A 12,858-nucleotide genomic window follows, 5' to 3' on the forward strand; every position below is an offset into this window, starting at 1 on the left:
TTTCATTTCATATAATTGGTGGTCTTGAAGCCATGCCCCCGTAGTTGGCAGAAGCATTTATAACTCTATATCACAGCATAATCGGCAGTTCATAAACATATAGACTACCTGTGATTAATCGCTCTCTATGGGCTTAACCATTTCTGTTTGTGTAAAGCCGGGTTGATCTCTCATTTTTTTTATGCTGCGATATTTTAATTCAAGTTACACCATTTTTCGAAACAAAATTATCAGAAACATTCTACGTTTTTAGAAATCAGTAAAAAATCAATCTGCATTTACGCTATAGTCCCCCCCACGAAGCTTAAAGTACTAAAAATCTGTAAGGTTTTTAAAGCCTTACAGATTTATTCATAACTTTTATAACCTCAATTAACGATTCACCTCTAACTTTTTACCAGCAAGGTCTTCCCAACGGTAAAAATGAAATGTTTTGTCATCACTCATGGCCACCAGTAAACCATGTTTAAAATCAGCATTTAGCGGTACAGAAACCACATCTATTCCATCGGTTTGGTTGGCTGAATATTTTATGGTCATTAATAATGGGTGCTCATTTTTAGCACCACCCTTACCCGTTCTGCTATATACTTTCAACTGCCTGGCGCCTTGATCAGATACCAATATATAGCCGTTGTTTTCAGCCGTTTTGTAAATAGCAACACCTTCATTATCTACCGCAAAATCACCCTGCCCAAAAAGCGCCAGTTCCTGATTGCCTTTTGCAGGGTCTGCATAATATTTTCGTACGCCAAACTGTTCATCGCAGTAATACACAAAACCCAATTCAGTATCTACTGCAATAGCCTCAATTTCTTTCTTGCCACTATAGCTTCCAAACTTCCGCACTAACCTTGCCTTCACATTACCTTTTCCATCATCTGCTAATAGGTATTGCCATAAATACCCTCCTTCTTTCGGACCAGATTTACGGCCAACAATGGCATAAATTTGTCCTTTAGGATCAGTATACATGGAAATCCCCATAAGGTCTCTATATTCTGTTCCGGTTTCACCAACAAAAACCGGAATACCACCACCGTCAACAGGTTTCATATCTGGCAAACTATACATCCGCAATTTATGCGTGTAGCGCTCAGTGGTTACGGCAATATCCGTTTTTTTACCACCAAGGTTTAAACCATAGGCAATATCAACATTATCAGGCCGTTTTAACCCCTTAACAGTTTTCGACTTTATAATTTTTCCTTTCAGGTCAAAAACATACAATCCACCATTGGTATCTTTATCCGTACCAATCACTAAAGATTTGGCAGGGTCGGCCGGATTTACCCAAATGGCCGGGTCATCTGTATCAAAATCAACAGGATCAGATACATATAAAGGTTTTACTTCATTATTATTAATTTGCTGTGCCCTACCATTACAAGAAATGGTTAAGCTTAACACCGCAACAGAGGCGATGTAAATCAAGTTTTTATGCTTCATTTTTATTATTTTGTGCCATATGCACCAATAAATGTAGATGGTGCTGGTGATGTATAAGTGATACCGTTTTTCATGACAATGCCTGCCTGATGGTGACGGGTAAAGTTGGTGATTCCTTTGCTCAAAGCTGGTGAATTTCCTTGCAAATGGAAATCCCATGAGGTATTTAAATCGGCATTGCTTGTTGACGTGTTTAATGGATAATTCACAAATTTAGGTTCGTTATCGCCCGCAACAGTTCCAATTATGTCATTTTTACCGCCAACAATATCGCCTTTAGGCTGAAATTGATTCACTGTAACCTGATCAAAACCATAATACCAGTTATTGCTGTATACAGAACGAGCATCTTCTGGCTTTTTCGGATCTCTTTTAATACCAAAACGGGTATTGGCAAAAAGGTTATTGTGTAAATCTGCACGCACAGTGCTTTCCAACCATATTGAACCACCTTTCGCGGTTGGTCTTCTCCAGCCGGTATTTACCATGGTATTGTTATAAGCAATGATATAGGTTTGCGGTACCTTATCACCCGTATTGGAAAGTTTTAAGGCATTTGTGTTGGTGCTATAAATCAGATTATAAGCGATATCAGCCAAACATCCCGATTTAAAGTTCATCGCCTCGCCACCAGCTACTCCAGTAGTGTAGAAAACATTGTTGGCAAAAATGATTTTTCCACCTTCTATATAGGTACAATCTTCCTGAAGGTTTCTGAACACGCTATTTTGCACCACCAGTTTGCCTTTGGCATTAGCAAACCATAATGCAGGGAGGTTTTCACCCGCTACGGCTTTATAAAGTCCCATTTTTACAGAGGTTGATGCATCGGAAGTGGTTGAACCTGCGTATTCAATAATCGTATGATCAAGCACCAGTTCCTCACAGGTTGGCCCGGCCAGTATGCCGCCCCAAAGTTTACCAAATTTCTTCTGCGGGGTTTTGTAAAATTCATTTACAGTAAATTTAATCGGGTTATCTGCCGTTCCCAAGGCATATAAATTTCCTTTTACCACAATTTCAGGTTTGGCCACGGTATCCATTAAAATGGTTACGCCTTCTTCAATAGTAAGCGATTTACCCTCCGGAATAATGATATCCCCTTTGATTACCTGCGTACTTCCTTTTGCCCATACACCTGAAACTTCACCAATGGCCGAACCATCAACAACGGAAGTATCTACGTCAATATTGGCCTTTTCACATCCCGCAAGGGCCAGTACCAAAAGGATGAATAATTTAAAAATCTGATTCGATTTCATATTTTTTTTGTTTTAAAATTTCGATTAGTTAAACTTATATCTGAAGCCCAGTAAATAACTCTGACCATAGTAATCACTTCTAATGAGTGTACGCCCGTCTTTAATCAGATCTTCATTGATTTTATCATTCTCTGGGTTGGTACCTTTAATGAATAATTTAGTTGGTGTATTTAAAATGTTGTTTGCCTTTACAAATATGCTGATGCCACCTTTAAAACGTTTCTCGGCTGACGCATCCATCTGTACAAATCCTTCCTGCCATAAATCATTGTTGAGGAATTGTGAAACGGTATTAATTCGTGGACCTGTATAAGCACCAGCTACCTGCGCATCCCAACCTTTTTTAGTATCCTTAAACAATAAAGAGAGGTTTCCAATATGTTCAGACTGGCCGAAAAGTGGTCTTTCCTGATCTACTGAAAGTGCCTTAATATCACCGGTAAGCGGGTCAATGGTTCGGGTTGTTTTTGGCGTAGTAATGCGAGAATGCGTATAGGTATAATTTGCTTTTACTCCTATCTTGCTGAAATACTTGATATAATCTACCTCCGCTCCATAGTTATGGGCTGTGCCAAAATTTCCTGGGGTATAATAAATATCTTGTCCACGAGTGGCATCGGCCTGAAAAGTATATTCAATAGGATCTTTGATCTTTTTATAAAAAGCACCAACCATAAACTGCTCTGATGCACCAGGGAAAAGCTCATAGCGTAAATCAAAGTTATCGGCCAAGGCACGTTTCAGATTTGGATTACCTCGCTCCTGAAACTCTTCATTCACTACCTTTCCAGGTACAATTTCATAAAAGCCAGGGCGATTAAGGGCCTTGTAATAAGAAGCGTGCAATTGTGCTTTTTCTGTTAAAAAGTATTTTGCCGCTAAGCTCGGTAAAACATCAGTATATACTTGTGATCCTTTTGGAAATGTTTCACCGGCAGGGAAAAGCAAGTTATACCCCTGGTTGGTATGTTCAACTCTGGCACCACCTACCACTTCAAGCTTTGATGAGCTATATTTGAACATCCCATAACCTGCACTAATTTTTTCTGATGCATCATAGGTTAAGGGATTAGCTACTGCACCTGTTGGGTTGGTTACAATTAAACTCAAATCAGTATAGTTCTGAAAGTCTACACCATAAACACGGCCCGCATCGGCAGCACCCGGTGCAAGTGTATAATTGTTAAAAAAGCTGCTGCGCTGTTTATCGCGGTACAACCCACCAGCCATTACATCCAGTTTGTTATTTCCAATATTTAAACGGTAAGTGAGATCTAAATAGCCAGCTAAATCTTCATCGGTATTGCGCTCCCACCTGCGGTTTACCGGAGAAGTATTTACTAAAGTTGTTCTGTTACTTTGAAAGTTCTGCTGTAAGCCATTCAGGCTGATACTGGTATTATCAGGTACATCATTTTTGGCTGAAGAATAAACCGCCGACCACTGCACCTTAAATTTATCATCAAAGAATTTATGATCACCATGCAAGGTACTGTTGTAGATCTGTTGTTCAGTTAAACGGCTTCGGGTATTGTAAACCAATTCGGCATTACCAGCCGTTGGATTGTAAACACTATTGTATGTGGTTGTCACCGCATCTCTTAGCTGCTGATTTTTTAGATTAACGTAAACATTGTAAAGCGTTAACTGGTGGTTTTTATTGAAAACATAATCTACCTTTCCATGCAAACCAGTACGTTGTTGCTGCTCTGAAAATTCACGGTAACTTTTACTGGTAATCACTGCATAAGCATCTGTTCCGGTAACGGCGTTATTATAAAAAGTACTGTTGCTGCCGCGATAAGTATTTTGATAACTTCCGGCCAATACTACGCCTAACTTGTTATCCAGAAACCGCTGACTTAAAGATAAACTCCCAATAAGATTCGGTGCAGGGCTTTTGTACTTATAATCTAGTGTTCCTTTAGTGAAATCGTTTTGAGTAGCATTATAGCTTTTTCCATTACGTTCGTATGGCGATTTATATTGAATATCTGAAGCATTGTAACTAGCAAATTTCCGGTCGAAAAACAACTGGCTGTAGCCAGTAGCCAGATTAGCATTTACCTGAAATTTACCTGGAGCATTTTTCATGACCATGTTAATTCCACCTCCAATGGCATCGCCTTCTAAATTTGGCGTAAGTGTTTTATAAACTTCTAACCGATCAAGTAAATCAGATGGAAAAAGATCAAGCGGCACATAGCGATACTTATTATCAGGACTTGGAATTTTCACTCCATTTACTAATGTGTAATTGTATCGTTTATCCATCCCCCGAAGAATGGCATATTGTCCGTCGCCATTGCTATTCCGCTCAATGGATACTCCCGACACACGCTGCATTACATTCGCCACGGTTAAATCTGGCGAAATTTCGATTGATTTACCAGAAACAATATTCATAATCTGTATGGCGTTTTTCTCCAGTCTGCGGGCACCCTGATCTGTTGAGCTCACCGGGTTTGATTTGATGGTTATATCATCCAGACTTTTTGAATCACTTTCCAAATAAAACTTTAAGTGCTCATTATCTTCCTTTTCTACAGTAAAGGTTTTAGTAATGGTTTTATAGGTAATGTAACTCACACTGATGGTGGCCGGGCCTGTGGCTACCGCCTTAAATTCGAAAGTTCCATCAAGGCCCGTATTGGTTACTCGTCTGGGGTTTTCCATCACCACTGTAGCACCTACAATTGCTTCTCCGGTTTGCTTATCGTAAACGTGTCCTTTTATTTTTGTTGCATTGGCTGTGCCCGCACAAAAGAGAACAAAAAACAGAATTTGTAATAGTTTATTCATTGCGTTTGATATGGTCTTTTATTATCGACGGCACAAAGGTGTATACCCTACTTTACAACAGAAAATTAATGGAGTTACATAAAGGCAACAGCGTTACAGCTACCATAAACCAAAAGGCAACAATAATATATAAATCATTGATTTTCATTACATTAATAACACTCCTAAACGCCGTTATGCTTTTATTACCGTTACATTAACAAATCGTTAAGTCCTAAAAAGCGATAAAAATGCATATGAAATAAACTAAGTATGTAACGCTTAAAGTGCTTGTATAAATGCAGAAAGGTTATCGCCTTGGGCTAGATTGAGTTTCCTCCGCAGCCTGTATCTTGATACCCTTAAACTATCCGTAGATATACCCAGCAAAGTGGCAATATCAGTAGAATCTAGGTTCATTCTCAATAAAGCAATCAGGCGCATATCTGCAGAGGTTAGCTCATTGCTAAATTTTTTCAGGTTCTGTAGAAACTGATGGTGTACCTGTTCAAAGGCCTGGGTAAATTCTTTCCAGTTCCTTTCGTGATTAAAACTCTGGTTAATCTCCGTCAGGATTTGATTCATTTGCTTTTTCTGATCCCGTTTGTCATCCTTTACCATCGCCTGCAAAGTGTTACGAAGGTTTTCAAGAAACTGATTATGCTTGATGAGATTCAAAGTGTGATTAGATAACTCCCTACTCTTTACCTCCAGCTGTTGTTTTAGGTTTTGCTCTTCTAACTGAAGATTCTTTAACTCCAGGCTTGTTAAATCATGTTCAATATCCTTCTGCTTGGCCAACATTTGCTGATCACGGAGTTTGAACCGCTGCCTGCTGAAAACAACAAAACCCAGTGTAACCAAAAGTATAACCACAATAGTAGCCGATGCAGCGATGATGCGATTAACTTTTTTATCATTTTGCAGCTTATTAATTTCATCAGATTTTTTATTGATATCATAAAGCACCTGTAAAAAGGCAACCTGCCTGGCCCCATCTTCAGAATATAAATCCAACGTATATTTATAGCCTAGTTTAACATAATGATAAGCACTATCCATCTGATTCATCAATTCATATGCTTTGCCTAAATCTCTGCAGCAAGATGCCAACTGATAAATATTGCCCATTTTGCCCGCCAAATTCATAGCAGCTTGTGTTTGTAGAATGCTTTCTTTGTACTTACCCGTTTTACGTAAAATGTCTCCCAGGTTGTTAATCACTTCAATACTCCCAATTTGGTTATTATTCTTTTGATAGAGGCTGAGTGATTTTTTAAAATTAACATCAGCCAGATCATACTTTTCTAAATCTTCATAAATACTTCCGATGTTTTCATAAATTTTAGCTGCACCAGCCTGATCGTTAGTTTTTTCACTTAGCCTTAAAGCGATTTTTTGATAATAAAATGCCCGCTTATAGTTTTGTCGTTTTTCATAAAGCTGACCAATATGTCCATATACGGCTGATAGCCCACTCCAATGCTTTAAATGCTGATAAATTTTTAAGGCAGAAGTATAGTATTTTAGGGCTTTATCTGGCTGCTTCACGTAATAATAAAGCACACCTATATCACACAGGTTTGCTGCCAGCAATAATGGCTGATTAGTTGTATTAAAAATTTTATCTGCTTTTAAAAAAAATTCCAGTGATTGCCTGAAATGCCCCTGAACATAGCAAACCTTCCCCATTTGCTGCAAACACTTTCCTTCCAAAATAACATCGCCACTTTCTATAGACTGTGCATATATTTTTTTTAGTTCAATAAGTGATTCAATGGGCTTTTTGGTATCCTGATTAAAAAAAGGTAGTTGTTCTGCTTCCTGGCTGTAAACCTTGAAAGCTGAAAATATGAACAATAAACAAATCCAAAAATATTTAATCATGCTAAAGGCTGGTTTTTCAGCAAAGTAAGCGCTTGCATGTTAAATTAAGGTTAAGCAGATGCCTAGATCAGGATCTCTTTTCCTAAGAAGATTTCATGGAATGGTGTGTTGTGAGAACTTCATCGGACTCAACACATTTAAATGGTAATCATTAGCTAATTTAAAGACGCAAACCTGCTTTCTAATTTGTTTAGCCATTTTTCTCTTTTTTCGGGCGTAACCATTTTAACACGATTGAAACTCATCCATTTTCTATTGTTATAACCCATTTTCCAAAATGTACCGAGCAGCATTGCCTTTTTTATAGCATTGCCAAAAATTAAGGCATAAAGCCAGCCGGGCGTGTTCATTGTGGTAATCATGGTTATACTTTTTAATTTGGTGAGCAATGGCTTCATCAACGTATTTGTGGCATCCTTATAATCATATGCAATGCCAGGAAAAATTACCTTATCGATAAAACCCTTCATCATAGCAGGCATCAACTCCCACCATATCGGGAATATAAAAATGATGTGATCAGCATTGATTAACCGTGCCTTGTAATCAATCACAAACGGGTCAACGGGCATTTTTTTACGGAATGCATTTAGGTCATTAGCTGTCATCACAGGATTAAACCCATCCCGATCAAGATGAATTAAATCAACTTCATGTTCGGCTATTTTTAGTCCTGATGTGACAGATTGAAGGATAGCATTACAATAACTTCCTTCATATGGGTGGTTGAAAACGATTAATACTTTCATATTTGTGCTTTTAAATGATACAGCACAAAAGTGATTCTTTACAAAATGGAGTACGATAACAATTGTTAAGTAATATTATTTCCGGTTTCTGATCCTGCTTAAGGAAACAGATGTAATGCCGAGATAAGAGGCAATGTAGTGTTGAGGTACTCGCTGTAATATTTTTGGATATTGTGTCAGCATATTTTTATATCGCTGTTCAGGATTATCTCTGATACGGGATAGAAACAGTTGCTGATAAAAAATCAACCTCTGAAAGATATGTTCTTCAACTTCATTTTTAACCTGATCAGATTTTTCTATTATGGATTGGAAATCTTTTTTAGTAATACATTCAAGCATTGAAGGTTCTATACTTTCTAAAAAGAAATTGCTCGGAAGGCCAGATCTAAAACTTTCCAAAGAAGATACAAATTCTCCCTCAAAGAAAAACTGAAAGGTAATATCTCTGCCATGATCATTGAACCAAAGCCTTAAACAACCATTTTTGATTAGAAAAGCATTTCTAGCGACTGCTCCCTCTTCTAACAAAATTGTTTTTGCCGGTACCATTTTTGGCTTAAAATAATGACTAAAAGTTTCTGGTAAAACTAATGCTGATAAGGTATTTAAAATCATTTAGTTATATTTTAAATGGTTAACCACAAATCTAGAAACACAAAAGTGGAACCTGTTAATGATTCCACTGATTTAAGCAACAAATTTCGAAAAAAGAATTGATTAACTTTTATTTCGTTTAATCGTCATGCGTTTAGCTAATCTGTTTTGTTTCTTTTCTTCATCACCCAAAATTATTCCCCAGGGTTTCAAACTTTCAATCCTGTCGAAGATAATTTTCAAGACTGCAATTACTGGAATCGAAAGAAACATGCCTGATATACCCCAGAGCATTTCTCCAACAATTACCCCCAATACTGTAATTAAAGCATTAATTCTAACTTTAGATCCTACTACAATTGGCAGCAGTACATTACTATCAATCAGGTGAATAATAACCAGTGTAACCACTACTAGTATCACTTTGGTTAATACTGCTGCCGTGGCAAAAGTGATCAGTGTACTTAATAAAAGGGCCACAAAAATCCCTATATAAGGAATAACATTTAGAATCCCTGTGATTAATCCCAACAGGATGGCATATTTAATTCCCAAGGCCCAGAAAATGACACTAACAGCTGTTGCTACAATGCCCATTTCAATTAAGAGACCTATAATATATTTCCTAATGATGTATTGCACTTGCTCAATGATATCATAAACCAGCTGCTTGTTCTCTTCCAGAAAAACTGATACCAAAAACTTCATAATCAAGCTACGGTATAAGAGAAAGAAAAAGGTGTAGATAAAAGTGAAAACCAGAAACAGCAAAATGGACGATAGTGAAAGTACTGTTGCGCTAACCACTGTAGTACTAGAAGCAAGTGCTTTAGTTGTTGCGGTATGTACATAATTGAGTTGGTGTGCTGCATCAATATTAAAGCGGGCATCAATCCATTGTTGCAGATTTGATATTGAAACACCTAACTGCTCTTTAAACTGTGGCCAATCTGAGGCGAGCTTGCTCAACTGTGAACCGATAACATAAAGAACCAGACAGATAATGGCCAGCATAAGAATCACAGACAGCATTGAAGCCGCACTTCTTGGCAAATTAAAACGTCTTTCGAAAAAAGAAGCCATTGGCAAGAGCAGAATAGAAAACAAGCAGGAAAAAATCAGTGGCGAAAGAATTTCTTTGGCTATAATTACCAGATAACCAAAGGCAATCAGGCTAACCAGCACACACATGGTTTTTACATAAAATGGGCGCTGTGAAAATTTAATATCCATAACGATAGCTTTATATTAAGGAGGGTTTTGAAATTTTATTATGATGTTAAGAATTACGGCACTTTTATTTATGTAGGAACATTTTCTTCATCCAATACCTGGGGGTTTTTCTCCTGTGGTTTTGCAATGCGTTTCAGTATGTACGATAAAACCATCGCGAAGATGACGTAAGCCACAAATATTAAATATCCCGGTTGCAAACTGCTGTTATTTTCAGTTACCGTTTTTAAAGGTCCTGTATCCATATTCAGGTTAGAAAGCTGACTTTTTAAAATACCATTTAAACCAATATAAGTCATAGCAACACCTACCACCATTACATCTGCCATATCCCATTTACCCGATTCAAAGGCCAGGTAACGTACCACTTTATTATCTGCAAAACGATCACTCCCCCAAACATGCAGCCCCTTTCCTAAAAGCCTTAAAACAGGCAGCATAATAACGAAAAGCATTAATAAAGCGCCAACCAAAATCGAATCTGGCTTAGGTTGCTTCATTAGCGTTTCAATAATTCCTAAAATACTTTTGCTTTGAAAAAACAGGACCTGATTAGTGAATGCTATGTTTTCATCCAGGAGCTTGAAATTTAAAGTGGTTATTCTGGCGTCCACCTCAATAATAGTGGTGGTAATACCCGAGGCTAATAACACAATAGCAAACAAAAGAGACATAATAAAAAGTGTGGTTTGCAATCTGGTCTTTTTCCTTAAAATTAACCAAAGTACAAGCGCAGCAAGCACACAACCCAACATGGCATAAGCATAATTATATGTTAAGGTATGGATAGCGCTTAAATGGCTTTTGATAGATTTATCAAAGTCAGCTGCATTTGAAACCTGGTATTTAGCAAACATCTGGCGGGTCATGGCATTTTTAGCGATTTCAGTTTTGTCATAGGTTTGATCCTCCAGCTGATCCATTTTACTGTTGGCAATTCGCTTAAGCCTCTTTTTACTTGCAGGGCTATTGATCTTAGTGATGATCGTTTTAGAGAAGACCGGAACCAGGGCATGGAGTTCATCCTCATCTACAAAACTATTGAAAGCCAACTTCTTAAGCTTACCACCTAAACTTTTTTGAGGTTTATTAATCTGTGCTACCGTTTTATTAATTAAACCATTAAGCTGATCGGTAACCTGTGCTTGTAGAGCTGCTTTTTGTTTAGCTGTCATGCTAAAACTATTCACCTGCTGCCCAACTACAGCAGAAATTTTCTCCCGCCATTGGTCAACAGAAAAAATACCGAAGGTGATATTGTTTACCACGCTGTAATCTTCTTTAATCTGCTCTTGTTCAGCAGAAATGGTGTGCAGGCGATAGCCGAAATAGCTTTCGCCGCAAAGCAAAATCCCCAGGCTGGCAATAAGCAGAATATTTGCCACTGTGGTTTTCCTTTTAGCTGGTTGTTGAATATGATTTGTCAATGCTGATGGAATAAGATGTTGGAAAAAATACCTTTTAACTGAACTAATGTGAATCGTGTGGCGTAATAAATTTCAAAATGGTAGAAAGCGTTAATCCATATAACACGAAACTGATAAAGATAATGTAGCCAGGCTGAAGTGCTGTGTTATTTGTAGTAATAATGGTTAGGAAATCACTATTGATGTGTAAACTTTTCAATTGAGATTCCAGTAGACCATTCAGACCGATGTAAGTCATTAATATTGCAATTACAATCACATCTGCCATGCTCCATTTGCCCGATTGAAAGGCAAAATACTTAATAAACCTGTTTTCAGCCAACTTTCTGTTGCCCAACAGGTGAATACCGGTTGAACTCAATTTCATTATCGGAAACAATACACTAAAAACAAGTATTAAAACACCAACCAGAATAGAATCTACTGCAGATTGGCCTATTAAAACCAATACCACATCCATGATACTTTTACTTTGAAAAAAGAGTACCTGGTCTTTAAATACCACATGTTCGCCAAGCAACATAAAATCAAGCGATTTAATTCTGGCATCTACCTCAATCATAGAAGCCGTTAAACCCACCGCTAATAAAATGAAAGCAAAAAGTAAAGACATTACAAAAAGTGTAGTATGTAGTTCAGTTCGTTTTCTAAAGACCCACCAAAGTGATAACACCACTACAATACAACCTAGCATGCCAAAGCAATAGCCATAAGTAGATTTTCTAATGTCAGCCAGGCTGGTATTGAATTTCTGATTCAATTCTGCTGTAGAAGCTACATGGTACTTTTTATACATACCTTTGGTAGTCACTTCAATAGCCGTCAAAGTACTATCAATGGTTCCGGTACGTTCCATTTCTGTAAACTTACCCATCGCCATTTTGCTCATCTTTTTCTTATTGGCCGCATTATCAACCTGGGCAATGATGGTTTTGGCAAAGGCAGGAGCCTGTGCTTTAATCTTATCGGTATCAACAAAGGTATTGATCACAAACTTCTTGATCTTTCCATCCACAGTTTTTTTAGGCTTATTCACCAAAGCTTCAGCCTTATTAATTAAGGCTATAATCACCTGTTCCACTTCAATTTGAAGTTCCTTTTTCTGGCTTTTCGTCATGGTAAAATTACGCACCTGGTGATTGATGATCGCAGCTACCTTATCATGCCATTGCCCTACAGAAAACAGACCATATGTGATGTTATTAATATTCGAATAATCCTTTTTAATATCCTCCTGTTTACTGGAAAGCACGTGCAATCTGTACGCAAAAAAACCCTCTACACAGAGTAAAATGGCAAGGAAAAAGATCAGCAGGATTTTGGGTACAAAAGATTTTGTTCCTTTAACGGCTATTGGTGTTGTTGTCAATTCTTTAAATTTAAGTTTGTTGGCTGTACGGATAGTTAGTCTGCAAGTTAAAACTGGTGATCAATCAAAAATGTATTGTTCTGAATAAATTGGTTACTGGCAAG

At 37.6% G+C, this 12,858-nt stretch carries 9 protein-coding genes; all 9 read right to left on the reverse strand.

What is annotated here, in order from left to right; genetic code table 11:
- Positions 1 to 372: 372 nt before the first annotated feature.
- Positions 373 to 1,449, reverse strand: coding sequence for a phytase (locus AN34_RS09295; protein ID WP_029284594.1), 1,077 nt, complete (start codon positions 1,447 to 1,449; stop codon positions 373 to 375).
- 5 nt (positions 1,450 to 1,454) lie between these two features.
- Positions 1,455 to 2,711, reverse strand: a complete 1,257-nt coding sequence (locus tag AN34_RS09300; RefSeq protein WP_029284596.1) for a hypothetical protein — start codon at positions 2,709 to 2,711, stop codon at positions 1,455 to 1,457.
- Between the two features lie 24 nt (positions 2,712 to 2,735).
- Positions 2,736 to 5,513 (reverse strand): TonB-dependent receptor, encoded by a 2,778-nt coding sequence (locus tag AN34_RS09305; protein WP_029284598.1) that lies wholly within the window; start codon positions 5,511 to 5,513, stop codon positions 2,736 to 2,738.
- Between the two features lie 261 nt (positions 5,514 to 5,774).
- A complete protein-coding gene (locus tag AN34_RS09310) occupies positions 5,775 to 7,379 on the reverse strand; it encodes a tetratricopeptide repeat protein (RefSeq protein WP_029284601.1) in 1,605 nt (534 codons plus the stop codon).
- A 155-nt stretch (positions 7,380 to 7,534) separates the two neighbouring features.
- A complete protein-coding gene (locus AN34_RS09315; protein ID WP_029284603.1) occupies positions 7,535 to 8,128 on the reverse strand; it encodes an NAD(P)H-dependent oxidoreductase in 594 nt (197 codons plus the stop codon).
- A gap of 75 nt (positions 8,129 to 8,203) precedes the next feature.
- The gene (locus tag AN34_RS09320) at positions 8,204 to 8,746 is read right to left on the reverse strand and encodes a Crp/Fnr family transcriptional regulator (RefSeq protein ID WP_029284605.1); all 543 of its coding nucleotides are present in this window, start codon (positions 8,744 to 8,746) and stop codon (positions 8,204 to 8,206) included.
- Positions 8,747 to 8,848: 102 nt separating this feature from the next.
- The gene (locus tag AN34_RS09325; RefSeq protein ID WP_029284607.1) at positions 8,849 to 9,958 is read right to left on the reverse strand and encodes an AI-2E family transporter; all 1,110 of its coding nucleotides are present in this window, start codon (positions 9,956 to 9,958) and stop codon (positions 8,849 to 8,851) included.
- A 68-nt stretch (positions 9,959 to 10,026) separates the two neighbouring features.
- Complete coding sequence (locus AN34_RS09330) at positions 10,027 to 11,385, reverse strand: paraquat-inducible protein A (protein ID WP_231625518.1); 1,359 nt, start codon at positions 11,383 to 11,385, stop codon at positions 10,027 to 10,029.
- Between the two features lie 43 nt (positions 11,386 to 11,428).
- Positions 11,429 to 12,754 carry a paraquat-inducible protein A gene (locus AN34_RS09335; RefSeq protein WP_231625519.1) on the reverse strand — a complete coding sequence of 442 codons (1,326 nt, stop codon included), beginning with the start codon at positions 12,752 to 12,754 and terminating at the stop codon, positions 11,429 to 11,431.
- Between the last annotated feature and the right edge of the window lie 104 nt (positions 12,755 to 12,858).

Origin of the sequence: Pedobacter sp. R20-19 (assembly GCF_000708265.2) — a bacterium.
In the GTDB taxonomy this organism is placed as follows: domain Bacteria; phylum Bacteroidota; class Bacteroidia; order Sphingobacteriales; family Sphingobacteriaceae; genus Pedobacter.